At 58.3% G+C, this 18441-nt stretch carries 16 protein-coding genes; 7 read left to right on the top strand and 9 right to left on the bottom strand.

Annotated elements, in window-relative coordinates; all coding sequences use genetic code 11:
* The first annotated feature begins 650 nt into the window (after positions 1-650).
* Positions 651-1454 (top strand): TIGR03089 family protein, encoded by an 804-nt coding sequence (locus HMPREF2712_RS01030; protein WP_070819029.1) that lies wholly within the window; start codon positions 651-653, stop codon positions 1452-1454.
* A 107-nt stretch (positions 1455-1561) separates the two neighbouring features.
* Here the strand turns inward: HMPREF2712_RS01030 and HMPREF2712_RS01025 are convergent, their stop codons facing one another.
* The gene (locus HMPREF2712_RS01025; protein ID WP_070819028.1) at positions 1562-2179 is read right to left on the bottom strand and encodes a GtrA family protein; all 618 of its coding nucleotides are present in this window, start codon (positions 2177-2179) and stop codon (positions 1562-1564) included.
* Positions 2180-2518: 339 nt separating this feature from the next.
* On the opposite strand from HMPREF2712_RS01025, the gene HMPREF2712_RS01020 reads away from it, so the two are divergent.
* The 3 genes from HMPREF2712_RS01020 (at position 2519) to HMPREF2712_RS01010 (ending at position 5468) form a co-directional block, all read left to right on the top strand.
* Entirely contained in the window at positions 2519-3709 is a 1191-nt protein-coding gene (locus tag HMPREF2712_RS01020) for a 5-(carboxyamino)imidazole ribonucleotide synthase (RefSeq protein ID WP_070614664.1), read from the top strand.
* Positions 3710-3808: 99 nt separating this feature from the next.
* Positions 3809-4447, top strand: coding sequence for a 5-(carboxyamino)imidazole ribonucleotide mutase (gene purE / locus HMPREF2712_RS01015; protein ID WP_070819027.1), 639 nt, complete (start codon positions 3809-3811; stop codon positions 4445-4447).
* 19 nt (positions 4448-4466) lie between these two features.
* On the top strand, positions 4467-5468 hold the full coding sequence (locus tag HMPREF2712_RS01010) for a lipid II:glycine glycyltransferase FemX (protein WP_070614668.1): 1002 nt from the start codon (positions 4467-4469) through the stop codon (positions 5466-5468).
* 195 nt (positions 5469-5663) lie between these two features.
* On the opposite strand, the gene glpX is transcribed toward HMPREF2712_RS01010, so the two are convergent.
* On the bottom strand, positions 5664-6671 hold the full coding sequence (gene glpX, locus HMPREF2712_RS01005) for a class II fructose-bisphosphatase (protein WP_049327916.1): 1008 nt from the start codon (positions 6669-6671) through the stop codon (positions 5664-5666).
* Positions 6672-7088: 417 nt separating this feature from the next.
* Between glpX and HMPREF2712_RS01000 the strand changes: the two genes are divergently transcribed.
* Positions 7089-7808 carry a carbonic anhydrase gene (locus HMPREF2712_RS01000; protein ID WP_070819026.1) on the top strand — a complete coding sequence of 240 codons (720 nt, stop codon included), beginning with the start codon at positions 7089-7091 and terminating at the stop codon, positions 7806-7808.
* A 224-nt stretch (positions 7809-8032) separates the two neighbouring features.
* Positions 8033-9439 (top strand): class II fumarate hydratase, encoded by a 1407-nt coding sequence (locus HMPREF2712_RS00995; protein WP_049338717.1) that lies wholly within the window; start codon positions 8033-8035, stop codon positions 9437-9439.
* Positions 9440-9571: 132 nt separating this feature from the next.
* Here the strand turns inward: HMPREF2712_RS00995 and HMPREF2712_RS00990 are convergent, their stop codons facing one another.
* The 5 genes from HMPREF2712_RS00990 to mca form a co-directional block, all read right to left on the bottom strand.
* Entirely contained in the window at positions 9572-10843 is a 1272-nt protein-coding gene (locus tag HMPREF2712_RS00990; RefSeq protein WP_246823240.1) for an MFS transporter, read from the bottom strand.
* A 416-nt stretch (positions 10844-11259) separates the two neighbouring features.
* On the bottom strand, positions 11260-11766 hold the full coding sequence (locus HMPREF2712_RS00985; protein ID WP_070819025.1) for an NUDIX hydrolase: 507 nt from the start codon (positions 11764-11766) through the stop codon (positions 11260-11262).
* A 127-nt stretch (positions 11767-11893) separates the two neighbouring features.
* Entirely contained in the window at positions 11894-12421 is a 528-nt protein-coding gene (locus tag HMPREF2712_RS00980; RefSeq protein ID WP_049346792.1) for a prepilin peptidase, read from the bottom strand.
* Positions 12422-12532: 111 nt separating this feature from the next.
* The gene (gene uppS, locus HMPREF2712_RS00975) at positions 12533-13342 is read right to left on the bottom strand and encodes a polyprenyl diphosphate synthase (protein WP_070819024.1); all 810 of its coding nucleotides are present in this window, start codon (positions 13340-13342) and stop codon (positions 12533-12535) included.
* A gap of 280 nt (positions 13343-13622) precedes the next feature.
* Complete coding sequence (mca, locus tag HMPREF2712_RS00970; protein WP_070819023.1) at positions 13623-14594, bottom strand: mycothiol conjugate amidase Mca; 972 nt, start codon at positions 14592-14594, stop codon at positions 13623-13625.
* 418 nt (positions 14595-15012) lie between these two features.
* Here mca and greA point away from each other — a divergent pair, with 418 nt between their 5' ends.
* Entirely contained in the window at positions 15013-15510 is a 498-nt protein-coding gene (greA, locus tag HMPREF2712_RS00965; RefSeq protein ID WP_049327910.1) for a transcription elongation factor GreA, read from the top strand.
* Between the two features lie 170 nt (positions 15511-15680).
* On the opposite strand, the gene ilvA is transcribed toward greA, so the two are convergent.
* Positions 15681-16934, bottom strand: coding sequence for a threonine ammonia-lyase (gene ilvA / locus HMPREF2712_RS00960; RefSeq protein WP_005506856.1), 1254 nt, complete (start codon positions 16932-16934; stop codon positions 15681-15683).
* 210 nt (positions 16935-17144) lie between these two features.
* Positions 17145-18371 carry an AI-2E family transporter gene (locus HMPREF2712_RS00955; RefSeq protein WP_049338706.1) on the bottom strand — a complete coding sequence of 409 codons (1227 nt, stop codon included), beginning with the start codon at positions 18369-18371 and terminating at the stop codon, positions 17145-17147.
* Positions 18372-18441 lie beyond the last annotated feature (70 nt).

The following is an 18441-nucleotide window of genomic DNA, read 5'->3' as shown; positions in this document are numbered from 1 at the left end:
GTTTTCCTTCCGTGTTCTCATTGTGAGTTTAATGAGTCTGCGGATCCGTCGTGGACGGAATCTTAGTGTGTATGGTGTGGCATGGTTTGCTTTGGCCTCTACGGTCCCTTCCAGAGCAAACACGCTTATATATCTATTAGACGTGCGACACGCCGTTTCGTCAAACTAGACTTAAACAATATTTAGATGTATGTGTTAGGGGCGTCATATTTAATGTAAATTTGACCTTTATATATTTTCGCACGCACCACTTGCCCTCACTCACACCTAAGGAGCACCTTAAGTTTCCCCTTCTCCAGGGCTATTTTCCACCGCCTGCAAAATTCGCATCCTGACTGCAAATATAAGGGCTTACGGCAACCATCCCACCCATCCCATCTCGAGCTCAGGGAAAGAATCTAATAATTAGATAAGAAAAACTTATCTTTTCACTATGCAGTTTCTGAATATTTTTCCGAGGCATTGCGAAGCATTTACATTTCCAACTTATTTTTATGCCACATTACCAAAATGAGGCTTTAGGACTGTCAAATATTTTGAACCATTAGGTTTTTAGGGCACCCTAGGCGTTTTTACTTTACCTTTGCATCTTTTAGCACCGCGCACATTCTCCCTGACCGCTCCACCCCCGGTGCGGTAGAGTGAAACACATGGTTACTCTCTCCCCCGCCGGCGCATCCATGCCCACAACTCTGAATCGCTTCTTTGAGAAGCTCAGCAGCCAGCAGACCCCCGCCCTCATCTGGTACTCAGCAAACGGCGAGCGCATCGAGCTCTCCGGCAGGGTCCTCATGAATTGGGTTGATAAGAGCGCAAACCTGCTGGTTGAAGAATGCGAGCTGGAGCCCGGTGAGGGTTTTGATCTGCAGGCACCCCTGCACTGGCGCACTATTGTTCTGGGCTTAGCGGCGTTGCGCGTGGGCGCTCTGCTACAGCGGGATGAGCCGCTGGTTGCTGCGGTCTGCACCGAGCAGGAGGCGGGCTATACGAATGACCCCGCGTACCTTCTGGCGGTTGACCGTGCACCGCTGGCTCTTTCTTACGCCGGCGATCTGCAGTCGCTGGCTCCGCACGCCGAGGAGGTGCTCGATTACTGCGCTCTGGTGCGTAGCTTTGGCGACCAGTACTCGGGTCTACTTCCCGATGATTCGGTAGAAATCATTGAGGGTTTCAGCTACGCGGAAGCCTACGAGCAGGCTCTCACGCAGGCACAGGCCTATCGTACGGCGGGCTATACGCTACCTTCGGGGCAGCGTGCGCTCGCTTTGGAGTTGAGCCCCGACTACGGTTTTGATGCCTCGGAGGCGACCTTGAGCACCCTGTTGGAGGTTCTGGCGATTTTGCTCTCCGGTCATGCGGTGTTTGTGGCTGACCCGAGTGTGGACTGGCAAGGTGAGCAGCTTGCATCCCTGATGGCGTCCGAGCGTGCGGCGGAGATTCCCCGCGGCGAGTGATTCTTCCAAGTTTCCTGGATTTTAAAAAACTTATCCCCCGATACGCGCCGTATCGGGGGATAAGTTTTTAGAACACGTCTTAGCTGATGGTCGGTGTTAGGCGGGGTCTAGGATTTCTGCGAACCGGGCTTCGCCTGCGACTCGGGTGCGGCTGCTTCAGAGGTAGCCTTACGTGCTGCAGGCTCTTCGCCGTCGAGAATGGCGGCAGCTTCGTCAAACATTCGGCCGAGCTCTTCGTGGTCGGTGCCTTCACCTTCGTCAACCTTCTGGCGGTGCGAACCGTAGACCCAGAAGCGGTAGAGGAAGTAGCGAAGAATGGTACCCAGGATGGTACCGATAATCGTACCGGAGATGAAGGACGCCTCGGGGGTGCGCAGGTTCAGCACGTAGGTACTGAATGCCACACAACCTGCTTCAACGAGGATGCCAAGCAGGTTCACCAGGCCAAATTCGATGGCTTCGCGCTTCCAGTTTTCGGAGCGGGAGTCGCGGAAGGTCCACAGGCGGTTCATGAGCCACGAGAAGATGGTTGCAACGATACTTGCAATAATCTTCGCCTTGGTGTGGGATTCCGACATGATGGTCATCATCAGCACCCACACCGTCACAGAGTTCACGATGAAGGCGGCGCCGCCCACGGTACCGAATTTGAGAACCTCAATACCGTAGCTGTCCCAGAGGGATTTCAGGCGTTCGGTAATGGTCGGTTTCGTCTGTGCGCTCATGCGGGACCTATCTAGAGGAGTTCAGGGGAAAGAGCTGGCACTGTTACGGTGGGTGTCATTCATGCCGCCACTATGGAGTGCGTCAGCCTCTTTTACAAGCTCTTATATGTTATTACAGTCCCGGTTGGTTGTTTGTACCTTTGAGAGTTTTTCCACAGACCTCCCAGCTAACGAGACATTCCCTTTCATCTCACGTTGACTGGGCAGAAGGCAGGTTTTTACGATTTCTTCCGGCTTTTACGCCCAAATATTGGGCTCTGCCGCCCAGCTAAACCCATTCTGTGACCTTAATGTGGTCTTGCTCCCATAAGCACTCTGAAACCGGTACACTTAGGTGCTGTGACTTACCCTGTGACTGGACCCGTAATTGGCGTCATCGGCGGAGGCCAGCTGGCCCGCATGATGGCTCCCGCAGCAACTAACCTTGGCCTGAACCTGCAGATTCTCGCGGAGGCGCCCACCGTCGGCGCCGTGGCAGCGGTACGTACCGCCCCCGTCGGGGACTACAAAGATCTCGACACCCTCCGCGAATTTGCTCGCGGCAAGGATGTCATCACTTTCGACCATGAGCATGTGCCCACCGAATTTCTGCGCACCCTCATGGCGGAGGGTGTGAATGTTCAGCCCCGTCCCGAAGCTCTCCAGTACGCTCAGGACAAGCTCCTGATGCGCGCCGCTATTGAGCGTCTGGGCCTGCCGAACCCCCGCTGGGCTAAGGTTTCTACCCTGGACGAACTACTCGCCTTCGGCGATGAAATCGGCTGGCCCGTGGTGCTGAAGACCCCGCGCGGCGGCTACGACGGCAAGGGCGTACTCGTTCTGGATTCCCCCGAGGAGGCTCGCGAGCGCAGCGCCGAATGGTTCGAGCAGCTGCCTTCCCGCACCGATTTCTCCGCCCTACTTGCCGAGGAGAAAGTACCCTTCACCCGTGAGCTCTCCGCTCTAGTGGCTCGCCGTGAAAGCGGCGAGGTGCGCCCCTGGCCGGTCGTTGAGACCATCCAGGTGAACTCCATCTGTGACGAGGTCATTGCACCCGCACAGGACCTGGACCCCGAGATCGCTGAGGCTGCCGCAGCCGCTGCTGTGACCATTGCCTCCGAGCTGGGCGTGACCGGTGTAATGGCGGCTGAGCTTTTCGAGGTTCCCGGCTCCCCCGCCGGCTTCTACATCAACGAGCTGGCGATGCGCCCGCACAACACCGGTCACTGGACTCAGGACGGCTCGGTGACCAGCCAGTTCGAGCAGCACCTGCGTGCGGTACTTGACCTTCCGCTGGGTGATACCTCCGTGTTGGAGGGTGTTGCCGTGATGAAGAACTACCTGGGCGGCGAGAACGAAGATATCTTTGGCGTCTACCCGCTGGCGCTTTCGGCTGAACCGCGCGCAAAGATTCACTTCTACGGCAAGGAAACCCGCCCGGGCCGCAAGATTGGTCACGTGAATATTTCTGGCACGGTGGCTGAGCTTGAGGCGTTGCGTCATAGCGCCGCGAATGCCGCCTCCATTTTGCGTGACGGCCGCCCCCTGTAGCCCTATTTTTAGCCGGTGCGTGGGGTGAGAGCATCCTGCGTATCCGACGCACCCTATTGATGGTGGTTCGCCACCGCATCCTGAAAGGATATGAGGATTATGTCTCAGTCTCCCTATAATTCTTCCCAGCCCATTGTTGGCATTGTGATGGGTTCGGATTCGGACTGGTCGGTCATGGAGGCCGCCGCCGAGGTTCTGGACGAGTTCGGCATCCCTTACGAGGCTGATGTCGTTTCTGCACACCGCATGCCCGAGGACATGATTGAGTACGGCAAGAAGGCTCACAGCCGCGGTATTCGCGTGATTATTGCCGGTGCCGGCGGTGCCGCTCACCTGCCCGGTATGCTCGCTTCCGTCACCGCCCTGCCTGTAATTGGTGTTCCGGTGCGTCTGAAGAACCTCGAGGGCGTGGACTCGCTGCTGTCGATTGTTCAGATGCCCGCCGGTGTTCCGGTAGCTACCGTCTCCATTAACGGCGCTCGCAATGCGGGTCTGCTGGCTCTGCGTATTCTGGGTTCGGGCACCGATGCGTTTGCTCAGCAGGTTCACGCTGATTTGCGTCAGTTCTCTCAGAATCTGCGCCAGACCGCAATGGACAAGGGAGCAGCTCTGCGCACCCGCGTTGCCGAGGCCAAGTCCAAGGCAGCGGCCGAGCGTGAGGCTGAGGAGAGCTCCTCCGCACCCCGCCCCACTCCTGCACCCGAAGCTTCGTCGGAGCCCCAGGCTTACGTTCCCTAAGCTCGGATACACTAGAAGTATGAGCAATATTCTTCAGTCCGATATTTGGGCACGTTTTCAGGAATCTAATGGTCACACCGTAATTCGTAAGAGCGGTAACGGCTGGTCGTACCTTGCGACCGTTGAGGGCGGTGCTACCGGCCGCTACTTGTACAGCCCGTACGGACCGGTTGCTTCGAGCGCTGTGGCCTTCGACGAGGCTCTTGCCTCGTTGAAGGAAGAGGCCGCGAAGCTTCGTTGTCTGTTTGTGCGTATTGAGCCTACTGAGTCCGCCATCTGGGGCGATCAGGATGCTGCGGCGTTCCTGGCTCGTCGCGGTGCGGTTCTGGCTCCTCGCCAGGTGCAGCCTTCGCACACGCAGATTATTGACCTCTCGGGCACCGAGGATGAGATCATCAAGGGAATGATTTCCGGTTATCGTACTCGTCATCGTAATATCCACAAGAAGGGCGTGACCGTTGAGGTGTCGACCAATCCCTCGGATATGTCGATTCTCTTCGGCTTCCTCGAGGAGACCGCGGAGCGTAACGGCTTCAACCGTCAGCACGACGACTACCTGATGCAGGCGGCTCGCGTGCTGATGCCCGCCGGTGCGGCGTCGCTCTACATTGCGAAGCTGGCGGGCGAGAACGGCGAGAGCGCCCCGATTGCGGCGGCGTTCGTGTACGATTCGGACGATACCCGCACCTACGCGCACGCGGCGGCATCCTTCGAGCACCGCACCCTTAGTGCCGGTGTTGTGGTGATGACGAACTTAATCCTGGACGCTAAGCGTAAGGGCCTGAAGTACGTTGACCTCTTCGGCATCGCGCCGGAGGATCAGCCGGATCACGAGTGGGCCGGTTTCACGAAGTTCAAGAAGTCCTTCGGCGGCGAGTCCGTGGAGTACCCGGGTACCTGGGATATTCCGGTGTCCTCGCTGGGTTACCGCGCCTACACCCTGGCGTATAAGGCACGCCCGGCAGTTCGCGATGCGGTGTCGAAGGCGAAGGCGAAGGTTCAGTCTTTTCGCTCTCGCTAACGGGTTCAGGTGCACCCTTACCGGGGAGCACTCTGAGAACTAAAAGCTAAATATACGAGCTAAATATACGAGGGAGCCGCCCTCACCGAGTTCTTCGGTGGGGGCGGCTCCCTGCGTATGTATGTGCAATGTTTGAGGAGTCTCGCTAAGACTCCTCAGCCCTTGCGGGGGGCGAAGATTACTACTCTTCGAGGATTACTGCTCTTCGGGGCTCTTGGTGTGAGAGAGAATCTCGCGCAGGCGGGAGAGGCGGTGCTCCGCCTCAACGGTACGCACGGTACCCGAGGAGGAACGCATAACCAGCGACTGGGTGGTCACAACGTTCTTGCTGTAACGCACGCCGCGCAGCAGCTTACCGTCGGTGATACCGGTTGCGGCAAAGAAGCAGTTGTCGCTGGTGACCAGGTCGTTGGTGGTCAGCACACGGTCGAGGTCGTGGCCGGCTTCCAGTGCCTTTTCACGCTCTGCCTCGTCGGTTGGTGCCAGGCGGCCCTGGATAACGCCACCGGTTGCCTTGATAGCGCACGCTGCGACAACGCCTTCGGGGGTGCCGCCGGTGCCGAGCATGAGGTCCACGCCGGTGTTTTCGCGGCAGGCTGCGATAGCGCCGGCGACGTCACCGTCGAGGATGATGCGGGTACGGGCGCCTGCCTCGCGAATCTCCTGGATCAGCTTGGCGTGGCGGGGGCGGTCCAGCACGCATACGGTCAGCTCGCTGACCTTCTTGCCCTTAGCCTTAGCGACCAGGTGCAGGTTCTGCTTGACGGGCAGGCGCAGGTCGACGAACTCTGCGGCTTCGGGGCCGGTGACCAGCTTCTCCATGTAGAACACTGCGGAGGGGTCGAACATGGTGCCGCCGTCTGCCACAGCAATCACGGAGAGGGCGTTGTCCATGCCGAGTGCGGTCAGGCGGGTACCGTCGATGGGGTCAACCGCCACGTCGAGGGAGGGACCGGAGCCGTCGCCGACGTTCTCGCCGTTGTACAGCATGGGAGCCTTGTCCTTCTCGCCTTCACCGATGACAACAGTTCCGTTGAAGTTGACGGTGGAGAGGCGGTAACGCATTGCGTCTACGGCTGCACCATCTGCGAGGTTCTTTTCGCCTGCGCCGACCCAGGGGCCTGCAGCAATTGCTGCAGCTTCAGTCGCGCGGACCAGTTCCATTGCGAGGTTGCGATCGCCGTGGTTGTTGTTCGTAGTCATAGACTCACCTTCGAGATTTCTGAATACACCGTCGGCTGGCTGGTTCTTTCCAGCACGAAGTCGCCGACGCAGTAGTGCTCCTTTCAGGATAGCGCGCGAGCGCTTCGTTTTTCTTGTTCTGAACGAGTTTGCGTGCGTGTTGACTTTAAGGTGAGCAGATGCGGCAAATCTGTGAGGGCTTCATCTCTCTTCGGCACTTCATACACTCTGAGGCACTGATTTTGGGTGTTGTGAAGGCGCGCCAAACTAGCTATTTTTCGCATATTTAAGGCATATTTGAGGTAGGTTCTTTCTCCGGGAGGCTCCCGGCGAGAAACTCAGCTTCAGCGCGAGCGCCTGAAGCCCCACATACCCGTTCGCAGATTCGCTGGCTCCGACGGCACGCGTTATCTGTATTTGTCCGCTAAGGAGCATCACATGGCTGGCATCCAACCGACTCCCGCAGAAGCATGGAAGCGTCTGAAGGACGGTAACCGTCGTTTTGTTGAGGGTAGCAACGAGCACCCCAACCAGGACACGATTCGCCGTACCGACCTGGCATCGGGGCAGTTCCCGTTCGCCTCGATTTTCGGTTGCGGTGACTCTCGCCTCGCGGCAGAGATTATTTTTGATCTGGGCCTGGGCGACGCGTTCGTGGTGCGTACCGCCGGCCACGTCCTGGAGAATGCCGCGCTCGGTTCGTTGGAGTACGCGGTTGATGAGTTTGAGACCCCCATTGTGATGGTTCTCGGTCACGACTCCTGCGGTGCTGTGACTGCGGCCAGCAAGTCCCTGGAGTCCGGTGAGATGCCGCACGGCTTCATCCGTAACCTGGTGCAGCACATCCTGCCTTCGGTGATGTCCCCGAAGCTGCCGGAGAACCCGGTCGTTAACGACATGGTGCGTGAGCACACCCGCCAGACCGCCATCCGCATTATTGAGCAGTCCCACATCATTTCGGATGCGGTGGTTGAGGGCAAGGTCGCCGTGATTGGTGTCTTCTACCATCTGAAGGAGGGTAAGGCGGAGCTGGTGTTCAGCTCGCAGGACCTGACCCTGCCGGAGGAGAAGAACGACGCGCAGAACCCGCCGACTCAGGCGCTTCCGGTGGTCGTGAAGACTCCCCCGCGCATTGTGGTTGCCGAGAACCTGGACTAGGTTTCCTCTTCTCCGCTCATTACGAGCCTTAGCGCGAGAACCCACATGCTCGCACTTAACAACAGATTTTTCTATGGGATACCCCCGCCACGGTAGCGTGTTCACACATCTACCGGGGCGGGGTTTTTACGCGCCTTCTCACGCCTCAAAATTTATGAGCGTTTTTCCTTTTTTGACACCTTTTCGAGGCGACGTAAGCCACTTTGAACGCCTATCCTAGAGATATGGCTGAAAACATTGAATACCGCATTGAACATGACACCATGGGCGAAGTTCGCGTTCCGGCTGATGCACTCTACCGTGCACAGACCCAGCGCGCAGTCGAGAACTTCCCGATTTCGGGTCAGACCCTCGAATCCGCCCATATTCGTGCGCTTGCCCTCGTGAAGAAGGCAGCCGCGACCGCCAATGAGGAACTCAAGGTGCTCGACGCTGAGCGCGCCCAGGCTATCCGCGACGCAGCGGATCTGGTAGCAACCGGTAAGTACGACGCCCACTTCCCCATTGACGTCTTCCAGACCGGTTCCGGTACCTCCTCGAACATGAACGCGAACGAGGTTCTGGCAACCCTGGCAACCCGTTCCCTAGAGTCCAAGGGCATTGAGGTTCACCCCAATGACCACGTGAACGCATCCCAGTCCTCCAACGACGTCTTCCCCACCTCCGTGCACGTTGCTGTGACCGAGGCTCTGGTGAAGGACCTGATTCCCGCTCTCGAGGTGCTCGCTGAGTCCCTGGAGCGCAAGTCCGCAGAGTTCAAGGACGTTGTGAAGTCCGGTCGTACCCACCTGATGGACGCAACCCCCATCACCCTGGGCCAGGAGTTCTCCGGCTACGCCGCAACTGTGCGTTACGGCATTGAGCGTGTGAACGCTTCCTTGCCCCGCGTGGCTGAGGTTCCCCTGGGCGGTACCGCTGTGGGTACCGGCATTAACACCCCGGACGGCTTCTCCGCTCGCGTGATTGAGCTGCTCGCTGAGGAGACCGGCCTGCCCCTGACCGAGGCTCGTAACCACTTCGAGGCTCAGGCTAACCGTGACGGCCTGATTGAGGTTTCCGGTCAGCTGCGCACCCTGGCGTACGGCCTGATGAAGATCAGCAACGACATCCGCTGGATGGGTTCGGGTCCGAACACCGGCCTGGGCGAGCTACACATCCCCGATCTGCAGCCCGGCTCCTCGATTATGCCCGGTAAGGTCAACCCCGTGATTTGTGAGGCTACCATCATGGTTGCCGCTCAGGTTATCGGTAACGACGCAACCATTGCTCTGTCTTCCACTAACGGCGCGTTTGAGCTGAACGTGGGTATCCCGGTGATGGCTGCTAACCTGCTGCAGTCGATCCGCCTGCTCGCTAACGTTTCCCGCGTTTCGGCTGAGAAGATGATTGACGGTCTGACCGCTAACGTTGACCGTTGCCGCTTCCTGGCTGAGGCTTCGCCGTCGACCGTGACCCCGCTGAACAAGCTGATTGGTTACGAGGCTGCTGCGAAGATTGCTAAGTACTCGGTGGCTCACAAGGTGACTGTCCGTGAGGCAGTTGTGGCTCTGGGCTATGTGGAGCGCGGCGAAGTGACTGAGGAGCAGCTGGATGCGGCTCTGGACGTCACCAAGATGCTGGGCAACTTCTAATCTCACCCGCCTGAACCTCACCTGAGGTTCGCGGCTTAACCATAGAGGGAGGGGCGACTCGCCATGACGGCGGGTCGCCCCTCCCTCTGTATGTGTTCTCTGCTCCGTCAATGAGTTGGTAGCGGGTTCTCGCTATTGTTCAACGATATTAAACACTTTGAACTGTTTATAGTGGACCAGCGTGTAGATGAGGCAGAGTACAGCCGGGATACTGACGACAAGCGCAGCATTGAAGGAGCCGAGATGGTCAAGCATCAGTGCTACCGCGCCCATGGAGTACAGCGTTCCTAGCCCAAACACGGCACCGTCAAGGGAGCTGGCACGCCCCAGTAGCTCATTCGGTGTAATGCAGTCACGCAGATTGTTGGAGAAGATGAAAGCTGATGCCCATCCTACGTCCAGGATGAAGAGCAGGGCGCCGAGCACTACGGGGTTATTGCTGACGGTGACGAGCGGTATTCCAAGCAGGGATACGACATTGGCGACCAGCAGCATTCCTCGTGTGTTCTCGAAAGAGAGGAAACGATCGATGATGAGCGCCGCGACGATACCACCGATACCGCTGCAGGCCATAATCATGCCTACCACTGAGGCTTCAAAAGTGAGTTCCTCATACAGGCGGTAAATAATGATGAGTGAATACGATGCCGTAGCTGCCGCCAAGAAGAACGTGTAGACAAGGATAAGTCTCTGCGGGGCGCCGGAGAACATGTATTGGATACCGTCAAACATGCGGTGAATAAATCCACGTTGTGCGGTTTCGCGTTGCTCAGTTTTAGTTTCCATCTCTACGGATGGCAACGTTGCGTATGAAATAGTTGCCGCTCCGAAAAGGAGCACCGGGACGATAAGACCGACCGTTGCACCCGCGACAAGAACAATAAATCCTGCCGTAGGGGGCGCAACGATTGCGGATATTCCCTCGCAAATTTCACGACGTGCGTTATACGAAAGAAGGTTTTCTCGTCCGAGAAGCTGCGGAATATATCCTGCTTCTGAGGCAGCAGCCAGCTCGGAGAAGACACCGCTCACAAATCCTAGTGCGGCGATGGCGAACCATGACAGCATATGCTGCTCAATCATCAACGCCAAGGTAAGGATGCTGAGGATGTTTACTGCCCCGGCAATCACAATCATAGGTTTTCGAGGCAGACTATCCGATAGGGTTGCTAGTGGATATGCCAAGGCGATATTGGGGATTTGCATGGCTACCGCCATTACGCCAGCCAGCCCAATTTCGCCTGTACTAGCGAGAATCGCAATGGGTAGGGCGAAGGAATATATTCCTGTACCTACCAGAGAGCCAATAAGGGCTACGTAGATTCTCCAGGGTATTTTATGTGTTGTCATGCTTTGCTCCTTCCAGGACGCATCAAAATAGCGCCCAAGAATTGCGATGAACACAATGAGCCTAGTTCACAGAAAAATGGCATGCCTTAAAGATTTATAGGCAGAGTAAAAGGAAAGCGACTACGCTCACCAGAACATCACGTGAACGAATCTTTCTCGGGTTACTGACTAATACGGGGCCGTCACTCCCAATGTAACCCGTGTCATATATAAAGCATCTCATGTACACCACTCATAGCTCGATACGCAGGCACAACTTAAGGTAAAAAAGACAAAAACAAAATAAAACCACGGCAACATTTAGGCTTCCAGTCCCCCACTCCCACAGAAAAGCAGGAAGAACCACCCAATAACATGTAACAAACTGTCACAAAAATGAGGGAGGGGCGACTCGCCATGACGGCGGGTCGCCCCTCCTTCTGTATGTGCAGGTTTAGTTCAGCAGCTTTTACTCAGTCCCAGTAACCGGTCTAGAGCTCTTCCGGCGGCACCGACTCCAAACCAAAACGGCAGTGGCCGTCATAGTTCAGCGCCGCATCAATACGGTCCAGCATCCGCTCCGAAAGCAACGCACGCTCCACCGGGTCAGACACATCCGCCCAACGCACCTGCGAGGACTCCTCATCATTCACCTTCGCCTCACCAGAAACCCAGCGGCACAAGAACGTATGATCCAAGAACTGGCAGCGGTCACCATTACCGAACTGCATCGGCGGGTCAGCCTTCACCTGCGCCAGCTCCAGCACCTCAATCTGCACGTTCGCCTCCTCCTGCGCCTCACGCAGGCAGGTCAGTGCGGGGCTCTCCCCCGGGTCCACAATGCCCGTAATCGGGGTCCACGCCCCGTTATCGCTACGGCGCACCAGCAGCACCTTAGAATCCTGCTCACGGTACACCACAGCCGTCGCGCCGGACAGCCACAGGTAATCCGAACCGATCCGCTCACGCAGCTTACGGATATAGGGAGGAGTAGGCATAACATCAACCTTTCAAAAGCCCCGGCAGTTCTGCCGAGAAATAGGTGCTAGAGAGCAGAGCAAACAGCCATAAGCCGCATACAGAACAAGCCCGCCACTTAGCCGGACGGTCACCCTACTTCGAAATCTACCACAGAGAATACGCCGGAGCAGCCAACGCCACCAGCGCCCCCAAAAGCATAAACGGACCAAACGCAATGCGGGTGCTACCGCGCGCCTTCGTAAACAACACCAGAGCCAAAGACACCAGACCACCGGCAAGGAACGTCACCAGCGACGCCCAGCCCAGATTCGCCCAGGACAGGTACCCGAGCACGCCGCCCAGAATACCGGCAAGCTTCACATCCCCGCGGCCCAGCGCGCCAAAAGACAGGATACGCAGAAGCAGGTAGCAGAACCACAGCACCAGACCGGCACCAATCACACGCCAAATATCGGCGGGGCGACCGGCAAAAAGCAAAGACACCGGCAGCGCCGTATAGGTGGCAATAGCCAAAGGAATCAGGATGCGGTGCGGCAGACGGTGCTCCCGCACATCAATACGCCACAGCCGCAGGGCGCACCACAGAAAATACAGCAGGTAGCTGCCGAGCACCAGAGCGGCAATTGTGGAGGCGCCTCCAGCGTTGTAGAGGCGGGAAAGCTCAGCGAGCATAGAACGTCCATTCTGTATTGCTGGAGGCTGTACTACCGGAGGCTGCTAGCCAGGAACCAGCCAGCCAGCCGGCCGAGAAACACGCGCCGGCGGCGCTAGAACGCATAGGTTCTAGGAACCGAAGCGGCGGGAACGGTTCGCGTAATCCCGCAGGGCACGCAGAAAATCAACGCGTGTGAAATCCGGCCACAGGGCGCGGCAGAAGTAAAACTCAGAATACGCACTCTGCCAGGTCATGAAACCGGACAGGCGCTGCTCGCCCGAAGTGCGAATCAGCAGGTCCGGGTCGGGCATATCGGCGGTGTACAGGTGCGAAGAAATATCCTCCACGCTCAGCTGTTCGGCAAGCGAGTCCAAGGATGCCCCCTCAGCGGCAGCCTCGCGCAGAACCGAGCGGACCGCGTCCACAATCTCCTGGCGGCCGCCGTAACCGACCGCAATGTTCACGCGAACACCGGGCAGGTGCGCAGTCTGCTCAATCGCCCAGTCCAGGCGCTCGTGCAGCTGGCGAGGAATCAGGTCAATATTGCCGATAGCGCGCACCGGACCGCAGGCGGACTCCACCAGACGCACCAAGAACGCATCAATCACAGCGACCAGACCGGTCAGTTCCTTCTCGGGGCGTTTCAGGTTCTCGGTGGAGAGCATGTACAGGCTCACCTGCGGAATCGACAGCTCAGTACACCAGGCAAGAAAATCAATAATTCGCTCCGCACCGGCGGCGTGGCCCTCACGGGTGCTCAAGCCGCGCTGAGCCGCCCAGCGACGGTTACCGTCCACCAGCACTCCAATATGTGCCGGCAGGGATTCGGGGCTCAGCGAGCGCGCCAGAGCCTGCTCATAGACGGTAGGCTCAGTGACAGTGCCGGGGTTGCTGGCGTGGCCGTGCACAGTAATCGCGGGCAGGGCGTTGGCGCTCATAGCTCATACCTCATTCGGCTGTCGTGGCAGATAATTCAGCGGGCTCATAACGAAAGAGTCCAAGCTCTTATTCTACGCCGCCGCGCCGTACCTTCGCGGCAATCGGCATCACGGTTGGGCTGAGAATCGGCTCAAAATTTATGGCGGCTGGTGGCGGCATTCAGGGTTGTGTACAGGGGCTGCACGCATCGCGCGCCTAAGAATGGATGATGCCCTTCACCTACAACTCATATCGTGGGTGAAGGGCATCATTGTAACGCGCGGGGCGATGCACCCCAGCCTAGATAACGTAGTAGTCGCTCAGGCCCTCGTCCAGGCTAGATTCGGGCAGCTGAACCTCAGCGTGCGAGGCGGCCAGCGTGTAGTCCTCCCAGGGCCAAATATCCTTCAGCTGTTCGCTGGGAACGGCGAAGAACACGCCGTTCGGGTCCACCTGCGAGGCGTGCGCGCGCAAAGCCTGATCGCGCTGCTCAAAGTGCTCGTGAACCAGGATGCGGGTCGTAGTCTCGTGGCGAGGCGCCTCCCCCGAGGAGGCGCGGTGCGCGAGGTTCTCAATCCAGCCGCTCAGCAGGCTCTCACCGTGCGTATCGAGCAGATGCTCGTGCAGGGCGAGGGTGCGTTCGGGGTTGAATGCGCGGTCGTAGTAGAGCTTCAGCGGGGTCCAGGGCTCGCCCTCACCCACGTAGGCTTCCGGGTCGCCTGCCTTCTCGAATGCTTCCACGGCAACCTTGTGAGTCATGATGTGGTCGGGGTGCGGGTAGCCGCCAATCTCGTCATAGGTGATGATGATGTGCGGGCGGTACTCACGCACCAGACGCACGAGCGGCGCGGCGGCACGGTCCAGGGGTATGGTGCCAAAGCTACCGAAGGGAAGCGGCGGCATGGGGTCGCCCTCGGGCAGACCAGAGTCGAAGAAGCCAATCCAGCGGTGTTCAATACCCATAATCTCGCGGGCAGCCGCCATCTCAGCGCGGCGCAGACCCGGCAGGTCACGGTGCGCACGCGGGCTCTTATCGATCTCCTCATTCAGGATGTCACCGCGCTCGCCGCCGGTCATCGTCGCCACCATGAAGCGGGCGCCACGGGCAATATACGCCGAGGCGGTACCGGCGCCCTTGGAGGATTCGTCGTCCGGGTGGGCGTGCACCGCGAGGATGCGCAGACCGGTGTAGTCCTCCTCCAGCGGTTTGAGGGAGTCCACGGGAGGGTGAGTCGGCAGGTTTGCCTTCAGCTGTTCAATGGCTTCGCTCACGGTGGTCTCCTTTAGGTGATGCGCCAGGGGTCGATGATGTGTCTGTGACTCGCGAATACGAGCGCTACACGGCAGAAATTTTACGGTTGTAGCTTCTCGTATGATACCCAAGGATAGCGCCGGTGCACTAGCGCAGATGACGCCGTGTGACGTCGTGAAACGTTCCGTCATATCAGCAGATTCACGGGCATGAAACAGGCTGATGCTGGCGGAGTGTTCAGCTACCGGCGTGCGTACCGACGAAGATGCGTTCAGAGGGGAAGATACGACCGGCATAACAGCCGAAAATCCTCCGGTGCTCTAGAATAGGTCTGTTGATTCATTCCGTTACCGGCACCGCCGCGCATTGAACGCGGCACGCGGTAGCGGGTTTATTCGTTTCGCACCGGCAGAGCCGGCGCATAAGCAAAGGACACGCATGGCTGAAAACACCGGTGCATGGCTCACTCAGGACGCCTTCGACCGCCTCACCCAGGAGCTGGAGCACCTCTCCGGTCCGTACCGTCAGGAAATCGTTGACCGCATCGCCCAGGCGCGCGATGAGGGTGACCTCCGCGAGAACGGCGGCTACCACGCAGCACGCGACGAGCAGGCTAAGAACGAGGCGCGTATCAAGCAGCTCAAGCACCTGCTCGAAACCGCACAGATTGGTGAGGCGCCCGTTGATGACGGCGTGGTAAGCCACGGCATGGTCATCGAAGCTGAGGTTGCAGGCCGCACCCTGAAGTTCCTGCTCGGCTCCCGCGAAATTGAGGACACCCTCCCTGCCGGCACCGACCTGAAGGTCTTCTCCGAGAAGTCGCCGCTGGGTGCCGCAATCATGGGCGCTAAGCAGGGCGACGAGGTTTCCTACACCGCTCCGAACGGTAAGGAACTGAGCGCCAAGATTGTCTCCGTGACCCCTTACCAGGGCTAAGAGACTAGCTAAGAAGCTAGGCTGCGAGACAGCGCTAGATTTAAAACAAACAGTGCGGGGTGCTGACTATAACGGTCAGCACCCCGCACTGTTTTTTTGTCTATTCTTGCGTTCTGCCGATAAGTCGCAGGCGCACCTATTACAGCTCGTCAGCTAATAAATATATCGGCTTAGTAGACGATGATTGGCTTGAAGCCCTCATCCTCCAGGGCAGAAATAACCTGGCGGCAGTGCTCCACACCCTTGGTCTCCATATCGATCGTAATCGACACGTCACCCATGGAGAGCGAGCCACCCACGCGGGTGTGGTCCACACCGGTCACGTTCGCGTCGTTCTCAGAGATGATGCGGGAGATGGTCGCCAGCTCACCCGGGCGGTCAGAAAGCATCATCTTCACGGTCATGTAGCGGCCAGCCGCAGACAGACCGCGCTGAATCACCTTCAGCATCAGCATCGGGTCAATATTGCCGCCGGAGAGCACACACACGACCGTGCCCAGGTCGCCGTACTCTTCCTTCAGCTTGCCGTTCATCAGCGCCGCCACGGGTACCGAACCGGCAGGCTCCACCACAAGCTTGTTACGCTCCATCAGGAAGATGAGGGCGCGCGCGATATCGTCTTCACTCACGGTCGCCACGTCATCCACCAGCTCCTTGATGATGGAGAAAGGCATCTGGCCGGGGCGGCCCACCGCAATACCGTCAGCGATGGTGGAAACCTTTTTCAGCGGCACCAGAGCATCCGCAGCCAGCGATAGCGGGTACGCCGCCGCGTGCTCCGCCTGAACACCAATAATCTTGATTTTCTTGCCGAGCTTCTGCTCCTTCGCGCGGATAGCAGCGGACAGGCCAGCCAACAGACCGCCGCCGCCAACACCCACAATCACGGTGTCAACATCCGGAACCTGCTCCAGGATTTCCAGACCGATCGTGCCCTGACCGGCAATAATGTCTTCATTGTCGAAGGGGTGCACGAACACCGCGCCGGTCTCTTCGGCGTAGCGCTTCGCCTCCGCCAGAGCCTCATCCACGGTCACGCCGTGCAGCTCAACCTCAGCGCCGTGATCACGGGTCGCGGTAATCTTCGGCAGCGCCGCACCCAGCGGCATGTAAATACGAGCCTTAATGCCCAGACGGTCAGCCGCCAGAGCCACACCCTGCGCATGGTTACCCGCGCTCGCCGCCACAACGCCACGCTTCTTCTCCTCCTCGGAGAGCTTCGCCATGCGCACGTACGCACCGCGCACCTTGAAGGAACCGGCACGCTGCAAGTTCTCGCACTTAAAGAAAACCTCTGAACCGAGGCGCTGGCTCAGCGCACGCGAATGAGCGACGGGGGTGCGTTCAATAACGCCTTCGAGCAGCTCTGCGGCACGTTCAATGTCGGTGAGGGTCACGGGCAGGGAGTCGAGATCTACGCTCACGAGGTTTCCATTCTGATGGTACGTATTCTGGCGGCACCTAGCCACGCACGCTGAAAGACGCGCGGTGGCACAGTGCACACTCCATTCTAGAGGATGCACAGGCATAAAGCAGGGGCTGCCCCTACACTCTCAACAGATAGTGCAGAAACAGCCCCTACTCTAGGTGATGTGCGAGCGTCTAGCCCGCGGTTAGTCACATTGACTTGAGTTCTAAGCCTTCTCAGATTCCTTAGATTCTTCAGAGCTTTCGTAAGTCTTAGCTTCCTTCGCCTTTTCAGACTCTTCAGCCTTCTTACGGCGCTCCAACTCATGCGGGAAGAGGAACTCCTCCTCACGAGGCGCCTCCTTCTCCCAGTCACGATTCGCCAGGTAACGCACCACCGCGTTGACCACAGCCAGAGTCGGCACGGCGAACAGAGCACCCACCGCACCAAAAATCATGGAGCCACCAGCTACCGAGAAAATAACAGCCAGCGGGTGCAGGGAGACAGCCTTACCCATAATGAGCGGCTGCAGAATGTGGGATTCGAGCTGCTGAACCAGCAGAACAATACCGAGCATAATCAGCGCCTGCACCGGACCCAGAGCAACCAGCGCCAGCAGCACAGCCACAGCACCGGAAATGAGGGCACCAATCACCGGAACGAAAGAACCGAGGAAGACCAACACACCCAGCGGGATAGCCAGCGGAACACCCAGAATTGCGGCACCAATACCGATGCCGATAGCGTCAATAGCCGCCACCAGAATCTGAACGCGCACGTACGCACCCAGGGACTTCCAACCCGCGCGACCCGCACCGTTGACTGCGGCACGCGCGTCCTTCGGGAAGAGGCGAGTGACGAACAGCCAGATACGCTCACCCTCCATCAGGAAGAAAACCAGGGTAAACAGGGTCAGCAGGGTACCGGTCGCAACCTCAGCCGCAGTCGAACCCACCTGAGATACACCGTGCAGCACGGAGCTGGGGTTATTGGTTACAGCGCTCTCCATCTGATCCAACAGCTGGTTCATCTGGTCGGCACCGAACTCGTAGCCGAGGTTCTTCAGCCAACCAATCAGCTGCTGGTAGCCCTGCACCGCCTTATCCGCCATGGACACAAAACCACGCAGAATCTGCTGACCGGTCAGCGAAATAATACCGGCGAGCACCAGAATCATACCGATTTCGGCAATAGCCGCCGCGCCACCGGCACGAACACCTTTCTTACGCAGAAGCATCACGGCGGGGCTCAACAGAGCCGCCAGAAGCAGAGCCACCAGAAGAGAAATAACCAGCAGGGAGACGTGCCCCAGACCCTTCCAAAGAATCCAGCCGGCACCGGCAATCATAATGATGCGCCACGCCCAAGCACCGGCAACTTCCATGGCAAAAGGAACCCGGTAGCCGCGCTCCTCCTCGGCTACATGCTCTTCTGCAACAGGTGTAATTTTCACGGTGTCTCCAAATCGTTATCGGTGTCGCACTCGTGAGGGGCAGCTTCAGCTACCCCATCGGAGGCGGTGT

Origin of the sequence: Rothia sp. HMSC064F07 (assembly GCF_001837265.1) — a bacterium.
Taxonomy (GTDB): Bacteria; Actinomycetota; Actinomycetes; order Actinomycetales; family Micrococcaceae; genus Rothia; species Rothia mucilaginosa.
The sequence above is the reverse complement of the archived record's forward strand: the minus strand, read 5'-3'. Positions and strand labels throughout refer to the sequence as shown.

Bases quoted from the DNA above. Each gene is read 5' to 3' on its own strand.
- HMPREF2712_RS01030 (WP_070819029.1), top strand. From the start codon at position 651: ATGGTTACTCTCTCCCCCGCCGGCGCATCCATGCCCACAACTCTGAAT.
- HMPREF2712_RS01025 (WP_070819028.1), bottom strand. From the start codon at position 2,179: ATGAGCGCACAGACGAAACCGACCATTACCGAACGCCTGAAATCCCTC.
- purE (WP_070819027.1), top strand. From the start codon at position 3,809: ATGTCTCAGTCTCCCTATAATTCTTCCCAGCCCATTGTTGGCATTGTG.
- HMPREF2712_RS01010 (WP_070614668.1), top strand. From the start codon at position 4,467: ATGAGCAATATTCTTCAGTCCGATATTTGGGCACGTTTTCAGGAATCT.
- glpX (WP_049327916.1), bottom strand. From the start codon at position 6,671: ATGACTACGAACAACAACCACGGCGATCGCAACCTCGCAATGGAACTG.
- HMPREF2712_RS01000 (WP_070819026.1), top strand. From the start codon at position 7,089: ATGGCTGGCATCCAACCGACTCCCGCAGAAGCATGGAAGCGTCTGAAG.
- HMPREF2712_RS00995 (WP_049338717.1), top strand. From the start codon at position 8,033: ATGGCTGAAAACATTGAATACCGCATTGAACATGACACCATGGGCGAA.
- HMPREF2712_RS00985 (WP_070819025.1), bottom strand. From the start codon at position 11,766: ATGCCTACTCCTCCCTATATCCGTAAGCTGCGTGAGCGGATCGGTTCG.
- HMPREF2712_RS00980 (WP_049346792.1), bottom strand. From the start codon at position 12,421: ATGCTCGCTGAGCTTTCCCGCCTCTACAACGCTGGAGGCGCCTCCACA.
- uppS (WP_070819024.1), bottom strand. From the start codon at position 13,342: ATGAGCGCCAACGCCCTGCCCGCGATTACTGTGCACGGCCACGCCAGC.
- greA (WP_049327910.1), top strand. From the start codon at position 15,013: ATGGCTGAAAACACCGGTGCATGGCTCACTCAGGACGCCTTCGACCGC.